The 17,349-nt window shown below is 42.4% G+C and carries 14 protein-coding genes; 10 read left to right on the top strand and 4 right to left on the bottom strand.

The features are described from left to right. Positions 1–62: 62 nt before the first annotated feature. From K0I62_RS13780 to K0I62_RS13790, 3 genes are all read left to right on the top strand, one after another. Positions 63–1,778: an FAD-binding protein gene (locus K0I62_RS13780; RefSeq protein ID WP_220068661.1), complete on the top strand. Its 1,716-nt coding sequence runs from the start codon at positions 63–65 to the stop codon at positions 1,776–1,778. A gap of 1 nt (position 1,779) precedes the next feature. Then, positions 1,780–2,085 (top strand): cytochrome c3 family protein, encoded by a 306-nt coding sequence (locus K0I62_RS13785; RefSeq protein ID WP_220068662.1) that lies wholly within the window; start codon positions 1,780–1,782, stop codon positions 2,083–2,085. A 624-nt stretch (positions 2,086–2,709) separates the two neighbouring features. Next, complete coding sequence (locus tag K0I62_RS13790) at positions 2,710–2,967, top strand: YfhL family 4Fe-4S dicluster ferredoxin (RefSeq protein ID WP_220068663.1); 258 nt, start codon at positions 2,710–2,712, stop codon at positions 2,965–2,967. Between the two features lie 124 nt (positions 2,968–3,091). Here K0I62_RS13790 and ubiT read toward each other — a convergent pair whose 3' ends face one another. Then, entirely contained in the window at positions 3,092–3,604 is a 513-nt protein-coding gene (gene ubiT / locus K0I62_RS13795; protein ID WP_220068664.1) for a ubiquinone anaerobic biosynthesis accessory factor UbiT, read from the bottom strand. A gap of 196 nt (positions 3,605–3,800) precedes the next feature. On the opposite strand from ubiT, the gene ubiU reads away from it, so the two are divergent. Next, positions 3,801–4,802, top strand: coding sequence for a ubiquinone anaerobic biosynthesis protein UbiU (gene ubiU / locus K0I62_RS13800; RefSeq protein ID WP_220068665.1), 1,002 nt, complete (start codon positions 3,801–3,803; stop codon positions 4,800–4,802). 18 nt (positions 4,803–4,820) lie between these two features. Further along, complete coding sequence (locus tag K0I62_RS13805; protein ID WP_220068666.1) at positions 4,821–5,669, top strand: U32 family peptidase; 849 nt, start codon at positions 4,821–4,823, stop codon at positions 5,667–5,669. On the opposite strand, the gene K0I62_RS13810 is transcribed toward K0I62_RS13805, so the two are convergent. Then, positions 5,666–6,358, bottom strand: coding sequence for a hypothetical protein (locus K0I62_RS13810; protein WP_220068667.1), 693 nt, complete (start codon positions 6,356–6,358; stop codon positions 5,666–5,668). The two genes, K0I62_RS13805 and K0I62_RS13810, sit on opposite strands and share 4 nt — an antisense overlap. Positions 6,359–6,947: 589 nt before the next feature. Here K0I62_RS13810 and K0I62_RS13815 point away from each other — a divergent pair. From K0I62_RS13815 to K0I62_RS13825, 3 genes are all read left to right on the top strand, one after another. Beyond that, positions 6,948–8,303 (top strand): YjiH family protein, encoded by a 1,356-nt coding sequence (locus K0I62_RS13815; RefSeq protein WP_434086814.1) that lies wholly within the window; start codon positions 6,948–6,950, stop codon positions 8,301–8,303. A 131-nt stretch (positions 8,304–8,434) separates the two neighbouring features. Beyond that, positions 8,435–12,127 carry a two-component regulator propeller domain-containing protein gene (locus tag K0I62_RS13820; protein ID WP_220068668.1) on the top strand — a complete coding sequence of 1,231 codons (3,693 nt, stop codon included), beginning with the start codon at positions 8,435–8,437 and terminating at the stop codon, positions 12,125–12,127. Between the two features lie 324 nt (positions 12,128–12,451). After that, positions 12,452–12,856 carry a CBS domain-containing protein gene (locus K0I62_RS13825; protein WP_220068669.1) on the top strand — a complete coding sequence of 135 codons (405 nt, stop codon included), beginning with the start codon at positions 12,452–12,454 and terminating at the stop codon, positions 12,854–12,856. Between the two features lie 65 nt (positions 12,857–12,921). Here K0I62_RS13825 and K0I62_RS13830 read toward each other — a convergent pair whose 3' ends face one another. After that, the gene (locus K0I62_RS13830) at positions 12,922–14,280 is read right to left on the bottom strand and encodes an NCS2 family permease (protein WP_220068670.1); all 1,359 of its coding nucleotides are present in this window, start codon (positions 14,278–14,280) and stop codon (positions 12,922–12,924) included. A gap of 554 nt (positions 14,281–14,834) precedes the next feature. On the opposite strand from K0I62_RS13830, the gene K0I62_RS13835 reads away from it, so the two are divergent. Next, positions 14,835–15,491, top strand: coding sequence for a class I SAM-dependent methyltransferase (locus K0I62_RS13835; RefSeq protein ID WP_220068671.1), 657 nt, complete (start codon positions 14,835–14,837; stop codon positions 15,489–15,491). A gap of 34 nt (positions 15,492–15,525) precedes the next feature. Here the strand turns inward: K0I62_RS13835 and K0I62_RS13840 are convergent, their stop codons facing one another. Then, entirely contained in the window at positions 15,526–16,752 is a 1,227-nt protein-coding gene (locus K0I62_RS13840; protein WP_220068672.1) for a DEAD/DEAH box helicase, read from the bottom strand. A gap of 202 nt (positions 16,753–16,954) precedes the next feature. Between K0I62_RS13840 and K0I62_RS13845 the strand changes: the two genes are divergently transcribed. Further along, positions 16,955–17,323, top strand: a complete 369-nt coding sequence (locus K0I62_RS13845) for a PilZ domain-containing protein (protein WP_220068673.1) — start codon at positions 16,955–16,957, stop codon at positions 17,321–17,323. Positions 17,324–17,349 lie beyond the last annotated feature (26 nt).

The raw sequence follows: 17,349 nt of genomic DNA on the forward strand, positions 1-17,349 counted from the left end.
AACGATATAGATCTCTAGATTTAAAATAATAAAAATTTAATTATAACGCTTAAGGAGTGTTTATGAGTAAGTTTAAAACAGATATCTCTAGAAGAGATTTTCTAAAAAATGCGGGTACTGCTGGTATTGCTGTTGGTGCGGCAAGCGTATTCGGTACCGCTGTTGCTGGTGAATCTAAGCACCTAGAAGATAAGAGTGTTTATGAGAAAGCTTTTGGCGATGACGTACAACAAATCTATGTAAAAAAAGGAAAATCTCAAGGCCCTAAAGGCCCTATTGGTTTCGAAGATCGCAAAATTGCTAAAAATGAGATCACCAAAGAATATAACTGCGATATCGCAGTTGTCGGTGGTGGCATGTCTGGCCTAATAGCCGCACTGAAAGGCGCAGAGGATGGTGCAAAAGTCGTTTTAATCGAGAAAATGACAGAAGGTCGTGGTGCTTTCGAATGTTTTGGTGCCGTTGATTCAAGAACACAACGTGAAGCTGGCATTAAGACCGATAAAGCCGTTTTACTTGGTGAAATGCACCGTTCAGCTAATTATCGTATTGGTCCCGATGTTGTTAGAACCTATGTAGAAAAATCAGGTGAAGCGTCAGACTTTATGGAACAAATGTTCGAAAAAGCGGGAACTGGGGTGGTTATTGCGCCAATGCCATTACGTCCAAAGTATCCCAACACTGGCGCACCCGTTATTGATGCCGAGTGTATGTTCTATAACACTCCTGGTCTGCCAAAAGATGTGCGTTTTAGAAGTGGTCATGTCGGTTTGTATATTATTCAAGATTTGACAAAAATCGCTAAGAAACATCCAAATATCACAGCTAAGTATAGTACGCCAGCGGCGCAACTTGTTATCGATAGCTCAGGAAGAGTAACGGGGGTCATTGCCAAAGAAGATGGCAAATACGTTAAAATCAACGCTAAGAAGGGCGTGATTTTAGCTACTGGTGGTTACGATGCTAACCCTGAAATGATGAAGGCGTATTTACGTCCTGAAGATTACTCTTCAGCTTCATGGTGGAACCCATGTTGGGGGACTACGGGGGATGGCCATATGATGGGGCTAAAAGTTGGTGCAGCAATGGATCCTGTTCCTCATGCCGTAATGAATTTCACTTTTGGTAGTCCAGAATCATTCCATATCCCGGCCGTTCGTACATTAAGAGCCATGGGGCTCTATGCCATGGTTAATGATGATGGTGAGCGTTTTGTTCGTGAAGACACCGCTTTCCAATTCATTTCAAATGCAACTAACCGTCAAGCAAGCTTTGGCAAACAAAGCTGGTTGTTATTTGATGACACCATGATTTCTAAAAATAAAGAAACATTTGATAAAGCGATTGCTGCATTCAAAGTCCTTAAAGAGAAAGGATGGTTATTCGAAGCTAATTCACCTAGTGAATTAGAAAAGCTGATGAAAATGCCAAAAGGTAATCTGGTCAATACCGTTAAGAAATTTAATGCCTTTAAGAAGGATGGGAAAGATCAGGACTTCAATAGAGACATGGAGTTTGCCAAGGCATTTGATGGTAATAAAATCTATGCATTGGTGTGTAATAGCGTAATTCTTGCCACGGTTAGCGGATTAATTATCGATGAGCATGGTCGAGTGTTAAACACTAAAGGCGAAGTTATTAAAGGTCTTTATGCTGCTGGTAATGCGTCAGGTGATTTCTTTTCCGGTAATTACCCTCGTCATATTCCAGGTACATCAATGGGCCGTGCAATTACATTTGGTTACTTATCTGCTAAACACGCTATAACAGGAGTTTAAAATGAAATTATTAAAAAGTTTATTATGTATTTCACTTTTTATAGCAGGTTCTAGCATCGCACTAGCGAAACAGAGCCAATCTTCGCTGGATCAAATGCATCAAGGCTATACACAAGCTGAACAATGTTTGGAATGTCATGGTTCTTATGAAGAAAATGCGGCTAAAACCGCTGAACTCGGCAAGTGGAATCCACATAATTCCATCCACGGTGGCTATGTTGATTGCACTAACTGTCATGAACAAAATAAGCTAACGAAGAACTATTGCTCATATTGTCATGAATATAAACCTGATTTGAAAAAATAGTCTTATAGATTGGAACTGGCAGCCACGAACCATTACTTGTGACTGCCAGAGCCAAAGTAAGGTATTTAATTGCTTGATTTAAAATGTTTTTGGTCGAACAGCCTTAAATTATGGCCATTTATTCATCATTTGTACTGTACCATAATATATCTTGTTCGATTTTTTATTCACATTGTAGTCTATCGCTTTGAACTCACTGAATCGCCACTTGTAAGTCCCTAACTTCGTAGACACCTATGATTTCCGTCATAAACCAAAATTTTTTTCGACACCGTAACACAAGATTGTATGTGTGTAGGTAAGTAGGGTGGTGTAAGTGACTGATGCAAGTGATTACCACTTGGCCAATGCTGATTTATAATCTGATAGGCTAGGTCTATCCGAACGCTGTGATACAATAGGTTCAAGCTATTTTCTCCACTAAATAAGATAGAAATATTCTTCATTTGGGTTAGAAGAATCACATTAAACTCGGCCAAGTTTGTGTGGCTATTTTGTGTTACTGAAAATGGAAAATCAAAGTGAAACAAAGGCCCTTATACGGCCTAACGTAAAGTATCTACAACAATCCGCCCCATATGTAAGCGATTGTTATTAAAAACAGAAACAAGGTATTACAAATAGATGGCATTACTGATCGACGACAGCTGTATTAACTGCGACATGTGTGAACCTGAATGTCCTAACCAGGCGATCACCATGGGTGAAGAGATCTATGAGATAGATCCCAACCTGTGCACCGAGTGTGTCGGTCATTATGACAAGCCGACCTGCGTCTCTGTCTGCCCGATAGACTGTATCGATCCCGATCCCGCTCATGTCGAATCAGAGGATGAACTCCTGATCAAATATCACCTGATCACGGGTAAGCCTATCGATTAAGCCTTCGAGTGATAAATCACTCGCCTCTATCCTATCGCAATAAAAATAGCGATAAAAAATAGAGACAAAAAAGCGAAGCTAAGGCTTCGCTTTTTAATGGCTCATCAGCCGTTAGCTTATGGAGCTAGGCCCAAGGCATATTGGCCTGGCGCTGTAACTGAGTGAGCATGCTCGCCGCCTGAGTGATACTTTGGCGAAAAAACATCGGCATGGTATCGAACTCTATGCTTAGTAAAAGGTTTTTTACTTCAAGCCCCAGTTCGGTATCACCTTCAATTGCTAGACGGCGCTGGAAAAATAGGGTGTCGGGATCTTCTTTACCAGCAGCTATCAGCAGCAGCTCCTGACTGCAGCCACTGAAACTCACCTCGGCTTCACCACGCTCTCTGACTATTAGGCGCTCATCGAAACTCACCTCGAAGCTCAGCGCCATATCGAGAATGTCAATTTTGACCCAACGTTGTTGCAAAAAATCCAATTCGTCATCTTCAATTTGCTGGGTCAACAATAGATTCAATAGCTTTTCTAACACCCTTGCCTTAACAGAAAATGGCACGATAAATAAGGGTTTAGCAATCATTTTTGGACCGTATTGCAACAGGTGCTTGGCCGCATTAGCCAGCAAGTTGTTTTGCATCGCTTAATTACTCCTAACAAAAAACGCGTTCAGCGAATTTGAACTCGTCTCAATTTTATACAATCAGCTCGGCGGTTAACCAAGAATGTGAAATATTTCAATTTTAACCAGATTTTATGATCACAAACCTGTTTTACATCAATATTTAAGTGTGCAATCCCTTTTAAACTGCACACTTTTCAAGAAAGAGGCAGATATGGAACTCTTGTGTCCTGCAGGCAACTTAGCATCACTGAAAGTCGCACTCAATGCAGGTGCGGATGCGATTTATTTGGGATTAAAGGATGACACCAATGCCCGCTCCTTCGCTGGGCTAAACTTCACCCCAAAGAAACTCGAACAAGCGGTTCAATACACCAAACAGCAGGGCAAAAAAATATTCTTAACCATTAATACTTTTCCCAAACCAGGTGAAGAGCAACGTTGGTATCAAGCTATCGATCTCGCAGCACACACAGGTGTCGATGCATTGATTATAGCCGATCTTTCCTTACTCGATTATGCTCATAGTCATTATCCACATTTAGCCCTGCACCTCTCTGTTCAAGCCAGTGCGACAAATCTTGGTGCGCTAAGTTTGTATAAACGAGAATTTAATATTGAGCGCGCGGTATTACCTAGGGTGTTATCGATGAAGCAAGTGCGTGATCTCGCTAAAGTCACCCCAGTCGATCTCGAAGTCTTCGCTTTTGGTAGTCTGTGCATCATGGCTGAAGGGCGCTGTCATCTGTCATCTTATGTTACAGGACAATCGCCCAATACCGGTGGCTCATGCTCACCAGCAAAAGATGTTCGCTGGCAAGAGGTTGGTGGAAAACGCCTAACACGTCTTAACGAAGTGCTTATCGATAAATCTGATATCGATGATCAAATGGGTTATCCCGTGGTGTGTAAGGGGCGCTATACGACACAGGAGAACGCTAATCCCAATTACCTATTAGAATCGCCAACCAGTTTAAATACCCTCAGTCTGTTACCTGAGCTTGCACAATCGAATGTGGTCTCGCTCAAAATTGAGGGCCGCCAACGCAGTCCAGCTTATGTTGAACAAGTCACTCGAGTGTGGCGTCAAGCAATTGATACCTACTTAAGCGATCCTGACGCCTATAGCGCTCAAGCACAATGGAATCAGGCCTTAGCTAAGGTATCGGAGGGCCAAGTGACCACACTAGGCGCATACGAAAGAGCTTGGCAGTAAGTTGCATAAGGAATCAATATGAAAGTATCTCTTGGGCCGATTCAGTATTGCTGGCCAAAGGCAAAAGTTATCGATTTTTATCAACAAGTGGCGACAAGCGACATCCCTTTAGTTTATCTAGGTGAAACCGTTTGTAGTCGTCGCCGAGAAATCAAATTTGCCGATTATCTAGAATTGGCTCAGATGTTAAAAGCATCGGGTAAGCAAGTCGTATTATCGACATTGGCCCTAATCGAAGCGCAATCAGAATTTAGTGCATTAAAGCAGCAAATCGATAATGGTGAATTTATCATTGAAGCTAATGATATGGGCGCAGTTGAGGTCGCTAAGTCGCTTAAGTTGCCTTTTGTGTGTGGCCCAACTATCAACAACTATAATGCGGCGACTCTGAAAAAATTAGCCTCTTGGGGGATGCAACGCTTTGTTATGCCTTTAGAGCTGTCTGAAGAGTGGCTTGAACAGATTATGGTTGCTCTACCACCAGCACAGATAGAAGTCGAAGTGTTTGGTCACGGTTATATGCCCTTAGCGCACTCGGCGCGCTGTTTCACCGCCCGTAACAAAGGTCTAACTAAAGATAGTTGTAAAACCATCTGTATCGATTATCCGAAGGGCATTTTGGCACAAACCCAAGAAGCGCAACCGCTACTGCGCTTAAATGGCATTCAAACCCAATCCGCGACTCATATCGATTTACGAGATCAGCAAGTCGAGATGGAAAGAATGGGCGTTGACTATTTTAGGGTGTCCCCTTCATCAGTCGATGCGCTAGTTATCGCATCAAACTTAAAGGCGAGTCAGCCACAAAGCAGCGATGGCGCCAACGGCTATTGGTTTAAGCAAGCAGGATTTAACCGAGTAGTTTAGCGTTTAACGTCTCGCTGGCTCCATACCAGCGAGAATATCCAAAGCATAAACATCAACAAAGATAGCCATTCTAGTATAGCTGGCCACCAATATGCAGGGCGCGGCTCAACCATTGTCATATCATGGTAAAACCAGCGTCCATCATCCACCATCCCCAAATCAATATGCGCTAAAATGATAAACAGTCCAAAAATGACCAGACTCAACAGACAAAGAGGCAAACTGCCCTTTACAGCAAATCGCTTGCCTGACCGTGGTTTTTTTAACAGATAGATGAAATAACTCGCCACACTTAACGCGGCAAAGTGGAAAAAATACTCAACACCAATGGTGTGGAGATGATAAACATTAATAGGAAATAGCCCAGTAATAGCAAGCGCTAGTAGCGCAAGAATAGACAAAAATAAACAAAGGTATAACCAAGGGATGTCACAAATCTGCAGTGCAAATAAACAGAACAATACCAGACTCAAACTCCCAAAGAAAAGTCCGCCATTAAAGACTACGGCCAATTCTGAATGTCCATATTGCCCAAGTTCGCTCAAGGTAAAATTATAGAAACTAAACCCCTGACCATTAAAATCACTGAAACCTAACGTCGCGAGAACTAAGCCTAAAAGAAGGCCAAAAAGCCCAAGCAAGCCAAATCTAAACGCTAGTTTTGATAATTTACGCTCTCTTGAGTTCATGGTACCTTGATCATTTGTAGTTGATATCTTACTAACATATATCGAATGCGATTTTTCTGCAGTGGTCTGGCGCATATTTTTTTATAAATACCACATAAGGGTTACATCACGCCAAATGCATTATAACCTATAATTGCCATATAAAACAATTGGATAAACAAAATACAACCTTATAAGTGCTACAGAAAACGTCATGATGTACAGTTCACTTATACCAATGAGTATAATTAGGTGACCGCTCAGCGACGATTTAACACTAGAGGTTAGCGCTTATTCCCTCCACATGCCAACCACAGGGAAACACCAAAAGAACAAACACCTATATAACACTGTTTTAAAACAAAATTAACCAAAAAATACATGATGCAAATCTAAGGATATCCAGTACAATATAATTAGTCACAAAGTGCTAATAACTATTCTGCTGTAGTGATTCTATTCATCGAGCAAGATAAAGGTTTTACATCACTAGACTTAGGGGGTAACCTTCCCCGCTTATTCGTGAATGGATATTCATAGTAAATCGTTTTATGGATTTTTGATTAATTTATTGCCGTTGTAAAAACAGCGTAATTTAGGGCAAAACAAAGTGGCTGAAAAACAACCCCATAACATAAAGACATTTTTGACTTTTCTTATTCCATCACTGATCGGCCTGTTGTTATTTATGACGCCAATCAGTTATCAAGATGCGATCACCATTCCCATCGCGGTTGTATCCAAAGGACTACAAAACCTGCTGGGCGATGCCGCTACAGCAATCGTAACGAGTATAGTCGTGATAACCGCGCTCGGAACCTTAGTGTGTAAACTGCTTAAGCCAAGGATGCTATTACAACACCATTTCATGCATTCATTGCTAAATGTCAGTCTTATGTGGGCGATTGTCCGAGTGGTTGGCGCAGTGTTTATCGTACTCACGTATGCAGGCATAGGGCCAGAAGCCATCACATCGGCAAACACTGGAGCCCTAGTGTTAAATGATCTACTGCCTGTATTATTTTGCGTTTTTATCTTTGCAGGTATGTTACTTCCATTACTACTTAATTTCGGCCTATTAGAATTATTTGGCACTCTACTAACCAAGATAATGCGCCCAGTGTTTAACCTTCCTGGTCGCAGTGCTATCGATTGTATGGCCTCTTGGCTTGGCGATGGTAGTGTTGGTATCTTGATGACGAGCAAACAATATGAGTCACGTTTTTATACTCAAAGAGAAGCGGCCGTTATCGGAACCACCTTCTCGGCAGTATCGATCACTTTCTCATTAGTGGTGATATCACAAGTTAAACTAGAACATCTATTTGTTCCCTTCTACCTAACTGTTTGTCTTGCGGGTATTGTTGCCGCTATCGTAGTGCCTAAACTTCCACCTCTGTCATGGAAAAAAGATCACTATATCGACGACACACCGCGTCATCCAGACGATGAAGTGGTTCCCAAAGGTAAAGGCGTGTTTGCGTGGGGATTTGAGCAAGCAATGGCAAAAGCAGAAAAATCTGAAGGCATTGTTCACACCCTTAAAGATGGATTAAAAAACGTTATTGATATGATTTTTGGGGTTATTCCTATTGTGATGGCAATAGGCACCGTCGCCTTGATAATTGCCGAATATACACCGATTTTTAATTATCTTGGTATGCCGTTCATCCCACTTTTGGAGCTACTACAAGTACCAGAAGCCACCGAAGCTTCGAAAACGATCGTGGTTGGCTTTGCTGATATGTTTATTCCATCTATTTTAGCAAGCTCAATAGAATCAGACATGACTCGGTTTATTATTGCAGCGATGTCAGTCACTCAACTTATCTATATGAGTGAAGTCGGTGCCCTGCTTATCGGCAGTAAAATCCCTGTAAATATCGTTGAACTATTTGTGGTGTTTATTCTAAGAACATTAGTGACTCTGCCCGTTATTGCAGGGGTAGCCCACCTAGTTTTTTAAATATTGTACTCACCAACCAGAGCAGCATCTGCTGCTCTGGATATTATCTTCATTTGCATTACTCGCAATTTCCCAAATCACTCCTAAACTTAAAGACTTAACATCAACGAATACCTATCCGGCTTGCTTAAATGAAAGCAATTGTTGTTTTGTTACTATTCGCGACCAGTTTTTGCTGCAGCGCATTAGCCTCCCCCCCCCAATTTGACTCCTTTGGAGCCAATGACGGTCTATCTATGAACACCATTACCGATATTGTGAATGACGATGATGGCTACCTATGGATTGCAACCCAAGCAGGGATAAATAGGTTCGATGGTAAACACTTCAAAATATACGACACCACAGGCAATCAATACGGCCCATCAGTTAAACATATTAAAAAGCTACGCTACCAACATAAACAGCTGTGGTTAATTACTCGTAATGATGGATTAAATCACTATCATCACGATACCGGTGTTTTTGAGCGATTCAACAACCAAAATAGCGAACTCCCAAATGATATTGTCGACATAGATATTGAAGAAAATGGCAATATTTGGGTAGCGACAACCGATAAAGGATTACTCTATTTTTCTCCAACAAGCCGTAAGATTATTCAGCGATTTGATACATCATCGGAATATAATCGTCTACCAAGTAATAAGCTACTCTGTCTGTTTCGTGATAACGATGATCGCCTTTGGCTTGGCAGTGATACCGGACTGTTAAGCATTAAACACCTTCAAAATCAATATGAAATTTCACGTTGGGGTGGAGGTACAATCAATAAGATCACAGCAATAGAGCAAGGGAATAGCGATACGCTCTGGTTAGGCACTCAAGCGCAAGGACTGTTTCTTCTCAACATCCAAAATAATAACCTTATCGAAATAGTCGCAGCGACAACTTATCGATCGAGTCCGATTTCCGCTTTAAAACAAGATAAGTTTGGCACCCTCTGGATAGGCTACGACTCCTATGGATTAGCGCGATATTCGCCAAATCAGCGCCATCTGCATCTATTTAATTCAGCAGCCGAAAATCGATACAGTGTCAACAGCCCTTTGATCACCTCATTATTGATAGACAATGAACAACAGCTTTGGATTGGGAGTCAAGGCGGAGGCCTTAATAAAACTTTCTTAGATGCTAAATATTTTGGTCATATTCACGGCTTTAGCTTTCCCACCGATAATTTAAAGAATCTTGATGTTCGCGCAATTTTACATGATGAAAATGAAGATCTTTGGATTGGTACGGCTAAGGGCGTTTACTTTGGTCTAAAAGATAACAACGGCGACCTTTCTGGCTTTGAACTATTTAATCCGCAAAATACTGTATTAACAAAAAGCTTTATCAGCTTCGTACACCAAGATGACAAGGGACAAACATGGATTGGCACTCGGGGCGATGGGCTTTTTATTTATGCCCAAGATAAACAAAGCTACATCCACTATCAAGCCGGCTCGGCAGGCAAAAACAGTCTCCCAAGCAATATGCTTTACTCGCTTTACTTCGACCGCGAAAAACGCCCCTGGCTGACCACTAAAGATGCAGGGATCACTCAATATTTAGGTGTGGAAAAGGGCTTTAAGAGCATAAACAAAACCCATGGACTTCCTACTAATTTCATCAGTGATATGACACAAGATGATCAAGGATTCTATTGGTTAACCTCATCTACCGATGGCCTGATCAGTATCTCGCCAACTGGAGAAATTCGTCACTTCAATACCGAGTCTGCGGTTAAATTACCTAAAAAAAGTCTGCTATCTATCATAAATGGTAAAGATAATAATCTATGGATAGCCAGTAATGACGGTTTAATCCTTTTTAATACAGCAACCTTGTCTAGCCAACTATTCACAACTGAAGATGGCCTTATCGGAAATAGCATCTATATGCTGTTAGCCGATCAACAACATCATCTCTGGCTGGGGACCACCAAGGGATTAACCGACCTAGATACTGATTCGATGACAACGACTAACTACACAGATATCGATGGGCTACAAGCCAATGAATTTAACTTTGGGGCCGCTACTCTTGGTAAAAATGACACCTTATACGTCGGTGGTATAAACGGGCTTAATCACTTCAACCCGAGTCTACTTCCGAAAAGACAGCCGCCTAATATGCCAGCAATAACCAAAATTAACATTTTAAATCAATCAGCTAAAAACGATAAAGTGAATAACGCGTTAGAACTGAATAAACCTTCGCTGTTACTCTCCCACAAAGATAATATTTTTGCACTCCACTACCACAGTCCTAACTTACATAATGCTAATCGTCTTAGCTATGAGTACCGCATGATTGGCCTTAACCCAACCTGGTTAAAATCTTCCTCTGAGCAGCTCACTTACTTTACCGGGCTAAGCCCTGGTCACTACATTTTTGAAGTACGCGCAAAAGATATTAACAATATCAGCAGCCCAATTAGGCAATTGAAGGTGATGATAGAGCCTGATCCATGGCGTTCTCCTTTTGCCTATGTCTTTTACTTCACGTTAGCATTCTTGCTCACAAGCTACCTCTTCTATCGAAAATGGTGCCAATACAAACAACAAGCAAAACTGCTAAATGAGATAGCTGATAGTGAACAGCGTCTGCAATTGGCGCTCAGGGGAAGTGGTGATGAGTTTTGGGACTGGGACATCACTAAAGGAATAGTCAGCCGAACCAATACCTTCTTAGAATATCCTGATAATATTGAGCTTGTCGAAGAGACCATTGTCAACCTTATCCATCCTGAAGATATGCCTAAAGTTTCGCAAGTGGCCAAAGAGTGCATAAATGAAAAAATAGACAAATTTTCAATCTCTTACCGAGGATTAGATAAACAAGGTAATTGGCTTTGGGTGCTAAATCGTGGCCAAGTTGTTGAACGTGACGCTAACGGTAAGGCAACTCGGCTTGCTGGCACAGTAAAGAATATTCAACAGCAAAAAGAAACTGAACATGCCCTTAGAGAACTCAATCAACAACTTGAACAAAGAGTCCAATCACGCACAATGGAGTTACAACAGCGCAACGATGAACTCAACAACATCTTGGATGAGCTAAAGCACACTCAGGGTGAGCTTATGGATAAAGAGAAGATGGCAGCCCTTGGTGGTCTGGTAGCGAGTATTACCCACGAAGTGAATACTCCCATTGGCATTAGCGTAACTGCAGCATCACACCTACAAGAAAGTGTAAAAGTATTCGACAAAAACTATCAACAAGGCGATGTATCCCACGAAGACTTTGTGCTTTACCAAGTTGAGGTGGCTGAATGTTGTAAATTAATCCTCTCGAATTTAGAGCGCGCTTCCAAACTTATTGCCAGCTTCAAGCAAGTCTCTGTCGATCAATCTCATGAAGATGTTAGAGAATTCGATCTACATGCTTACCTCGATGAAATTTTTATTTCCCTTAATCCAATGCTGTCTCGCACTCAGCATAAATACAGCTATAGCTGTCCTGAAAAGCTCAATATTAAAAGTACACCGGGAGCTTTCTATCAGATAGTCAGTAATCTATTCAACAACTCGGTGATCCACGCATACCCTGATGGCCGCTCAGGCAACTTAACCCTTACGGTTGAAAACGATGATTTTGGGATAAAAATCACTTACCAAGATGATGGCTGTGGTATGTCAGATGAGCTCCAAAGCCAAGTGTTTCAGCCCTTCTTTACAACCAAAAGAGGAAAAGGCGGTAGCGGCTTAGGAATGAACATCGTCTATAACATAGTGACCCAAGTCCTTGGAGGTGAGATACAGATAGCCTCAACACCAGAGCAAGGCAGTACTTTTATCATCACCCTTCCCTCTGATTTAATCGTAAACCGTTAAGTCACGTCACCATATCAATCAGTATAAAGATGCGAGCGCTCAGCGACGATGTAGTACTAAAGGTTAGCACTTATGAAGCAAGACCCTTAATTACTCCTCGGTAACTGCGTCATGCGTTACCCAAGCTCCTAGATCCATATCGTCGTGCATTAAAGACATTCACAACATCTGCCCTCCAGGGATGGGGAGAATGCCTTAGGTATTTAGAACACGCTGAGTAAATCGCTTTCTTATACTGATTGCTATAAAGCGAGAATGGAAAAAAGTTGCTGGATTGTTGAACACACAATTGTCTGTTATAAGTAACATAACAAGGAGATTGCGATGACAATAAAGGTTGCAGATATTATGAGTACCCGAGTGGTCACTATAGAGATGGATGATAGGCTTACCGTCGTCAAAGAGATCTTCGACAGTGCTCCATTTCATCACCTATTAGTGATCGAGGACAACAAGTTGCAAGGGGTATTGTCAGAACGAGATTACCTGCGAACCTTGAGCCCTAATGTCGGTGCCATCAATGAAACTGAACGCGACTCTGAAACCCTGCAACGTAGAGCTCATCAAGTGATGAGCCGAGATCCCGTCACCATAGCCCCCCATAAGAGTATTAAAGATGCGAGTAGGTTGCTTATTGAACACAATATAGGCTCATTACCCGTACTTGAGCATGGACAGATTGTGGGGATTGTGACCTGGAAAGATCTGTTAAAAGCCTTTAGCCAATAAAAAAGCGAAACCTAAGTTTCGCCTTTAGTATTCCAAGAATAGCGACTCACATAGCGGTTGTGATATTAAATCGCCCAGCCACCGAGATAGAACGCCACTAAACCGATAGTAATGGCCAGTACGCCCGGTTTTAATGCTCGCCATTCACCACTACAAATGCGCCCAATCACTAATGTGACAAACCCCAGCATAATGCCAGTCACAATATTACAGCTTAGAATGATAAATACAGCACACGTTAGACCCGCCATAGCATCGACTTTGTCATCAAAATTGAGCTTAGTGACATTGCTCAGCATCAAAAGGCCTACATACATCAACGCCGGAGCAGTTGCATAAGCTGGCACTAAGTAACTAAGTGGCGCCAAGAAAACCATAAGTAAAAACAGAATACCGACGATCGTCGCAGTTAATCCTGTCTTACCACCAGCAGCCGTTCCAGCTGCCGATTCAATATATACCGCAGCAGGAGCTCCCCCCACCACACCAGCAAAAATACTGCTTACAGAATCTGATGTTAGCGCTTTACCGCCACCGACAATATTGTCTTTGCTATCAAGCAGCTCAGCTTGACCAGCCACTGCACGTATCGTTCCGGTTGCATCAAAAATAGCAGTCATCACTAACGCTAATACGATTGGTAATACCACAGGGTTTAATGCCCCCATGATATCTAACTGCCCAATAAGCGACTTCTCCGACATCAATTCGGGAAATGCAAATAGCCCTTGGTAAGTTACTGCGGGATCAAATACTAAGCCAAATACCGACAAAGCGATGATCACTAATAAAATACCACCAGGTACGCCACGGCGTTCAAGACCGATAGTCGCTGCTAGGCCGATGATCGTAGCCAGTACAGGTAAACTATGAATATCACCCAGTTTTACAGGCAGCCCGGTATCATTTGCGATGATCAGGTTGACACTATTAGTCGCAATAAGTAATAGAAACAAGCCAATACCAATACCTGTACCGTGAGCAATCCCCTTAGGTAAATTTGTGAGTACCCACTGACGTATGCCAGTCACACTCACTAAAGTGAATACAACTCCCATCAAAAAGATGGCACCAAGGGTGACAGGAATCGAAATCCCCTGACCTAAAACCATACTAAATGCGGTGAACGCCGTTAACGAAATGGCACAACCAATCGCCATAGGTAGATTTGCCCAAAGCCCCATCAACAAGGAACCAAACGAAGCAATCAAGCAAGTAGCAATAAACACTGCACCAGGATCAAACCCAGCCGTACCTAGCATATTAGGCACAACGATCACCGAATACACCATGGCAAGAAAAGTGGTCAGTCCGGCAATCACTTCTTGCCTTAGAGTACTGCCTCTCGCAGTAATAGAGAAATAACGGTCAAGCATAGAACTAGTGGGTACAGCGGGGGTATCGAGAGTCTGTTCAGACTTCATAATTATTTACCTTTTTTGATCTCTTAATTTGGAAGGCTGTGGCAAGTTAGAGCCCCGCTAAAAAACGGGTGAGAGATCCACTGAGCACTTATTAGTGTGCCTAACGTGACCTGCAAGTCGATGTTATTGATCACTATCGCATTAAAAATTGAATGACTATTTAATTTGATAAGTAAACCGAAGCGACTCATGGAGGTAAGCAAACACTTACCAATATCACAGCCTTAGTTGGGCGCGAATTCTACAGTAAACCGAATACGAGAAACTAGAGCAAAGTATCAAATCAGCAGTTATTTTAAACTTTTGTAACTGTAGGGAGACACACGACTGAGATAGATGAGTTCATTGACGTATTCATCAACCGAATACCACTATACAAATTATGGCAAGCAAACATTGATGGCAATCGACATCATCAATCATTAAACCATGCTGAACTCAATGTTCCGACCTTTATATTGGTAAGAGAAGTTAAAGAGGTTTATAGTGAGCCCTTCTAACGTAGCGAATCGATATCGATCAAGGCTTGTTGCGTACTCATGCAAGGACCTTTTATGCCACCGCTACGTTTACGTTATCAAACGCTCGAATTTCAAGATACCGATATTCACATTCGCAGTCTTAGAGACAAACAAGAGTTCTCCGATCCACTTGGAGAAGCTGATGCACTGGGGATCTCATCGGCACAATGGTCGTTATTTGGTGTCGTTTGGGATTCTAGCCGCGCCTTAGCAGATCAAATGGTCGGTTTTGATATTGCTAATAAACGGATATTAGAGGTCGGCTGCGGCATGGCCTTAGCTAGCTTACTGCTTAACAGCCGCGATGCCGATATTACAGCAACCGACTACCACCCTGAAGCGGCCAGCTTTCTCATTGAAAATACTCGCTTAAATAATGGCAGTAAAATCCCATTCTTACGCACTAACTGGGCATCTATCACCGATGGGCTAGGCCAGTTTGACGTCATTATCGGCTCGGATCTGCTTTATGAAAGAGAGCATATCGAACTGCTATCAGAATTTATTGACCGTCATGCCAACCCTAACTGTGAAATCATATTGGTCGATCCAGGTCGGGGAAATCATGCTCTCTTTAGCAAAAAAATGTGTAGCTTAGGCTATAGTCATCGGCAACATAAAATTTCCCCTACCAGCGATATGTCACCCTCTTTTAAAGGGCAAATGCTGTTCTACCGTAAACCTAGCTAAGCACTAACTCATATATTTAAGCACGATACTAAGACTATTTTTTACTGCGGTAGCCACGTTTCTTGGCACGACGTTTTTGCGCCGATTTACTATTTCTACCTGCAAAGGGGTCCGCTTTGGTTAAATCGGGCTCAAAACCGGGTAACCACTGCTGAGGTAAGCGTTTATCGAGTGATACCTCGATCTCCTCAAGCAACAAGGCGTCATCTTCACTAAAAAGAGTCACTGCAACGCCCTTATTCCCCGCCCGCCCAGTACGCCCAATACGATGAACATAATCTTGAGCAACAAATGGCAGTTCATAATTAACCACATAATCGAGACGCTGAATATCGATGCCACGCGCAGCGACATCCGTCGCCACCAGCACTTTAATTTCGCCCGCTTTAAACCTTTGTAACACCTGCTCACGCGTACCTTGGCCTAGGTCGCCGTGAAAGGCACTCGCCTCAATCCCTTTTTCATTTAAGTGTTTCGCTAACTTATCTGCTGCCACTTTTTTACGGCTAAACACTAACACTCGTTGCCAATGACCTTTAGTCACAAGATGGCATAACAGAGCAAACTTTTTATCACTGTCAACGGCATAGACTCGCTGCTCTATATCCTTAGCCGCACTATTACTTTGATCCGTTTCAATCCGTTTAGGGCGAGTGAGTAAATCACGACTAAACCTCAAAACACTATCGTCGAGGGTGGCAGAAAAAAGTAGTGTCTGGCGCGATGATGGTAACTGAGCCATTAAGGCATGGATCTCATCCATAAACCCCATATCGAGCATGCGATCTGCCTCATCAAATACCAGATGAGTAAGCTTAGCTAACGTCAGTGAGCCGCGATTAAGATGATCGAGTAGACGGCCTGGGGTCGCGATCAAAATATCGAGCCCTTTCGCCAATGAGGCTTGCTGCGCTTCAATACTGACGCCACCATAAACGATGCCGACTCGCAGCTGGGTGTTTTGACTCAGCCCCTGCAAACTCGCTTGCACTTGCAATGCCAGCTCTCGCGTTGGTACAAGTATCAATGTCTTAACATCATGCTGATTTTGAGCCAAGACACCAAGTTCGAGTAGTTGTTGCAAGATAGGTAAACCAAATGCAGCAGTTTTGCCAGTGCCGGTTTGCGCGGACGCAAGCAGGTCCTCTTTTGCTAAAATAGCCGGAATCGCTTCAGTCTGAATAGCTGTCGCTTGAGAAAAACCAAGTTTATCTAGCGCATCTAATAACGGCTGACTTAAGCCTAATTGTGCAAATAACATAACAACCAATCATAACACCAATAATAGTTATGTAAGTTTACCAGATTTATTTACCCCACAAGAGACAAGGAAATAGTCTGAATAAATATTAATTTTATAAGCTTAATGTCATAAATATAAATCAAGATTTTTTACACTAAGGCTATGTTAGCTTATGCTTACTCTATAACATAAAGCTTCCCTCAAAACCTAAGGACAGATTATGGATGAAAGGCGCCAATTTTCGCGGATTTTATTTGATGCGAAAGCAACACTCACTCAGCACCAAACTGTCTGGCCAACGACGATCCACGATCTGAGTCTTAATGGCGCATTGGTTGCTGAGCCTCCAGGGTTTTCATCATCAGGACAGCCACTGCAATTGAGCTTTACCCTCGGGGAATCCGATGTTGTGGTATCGATGGAAACCAAACTAACTCATCAAAAAGATGGTCAGTTAGGTTTAGAGTGTTTACATATCGACGTGGATAGCATCAGCCATCTTAGGCGTATGCTTGAACTCAATTTGGGCGACGCATCCTTACTTAACCGCGAGCTAAAGATGTTTATCGAGGTTCACGATCACGGTTAAAAGTAAGCTCAAGTGAATCAATGTCA

This window comes from Shewanella psychrotolerans (assembly GCF_019457595.1).
GTDB classification, from domain to species: Bacteria; Pseudomonadota; Gammaproteobacteria; order Enterobacterales; family Shewanellaceae; genus Shewanella; species Shewanella psychrotolerans.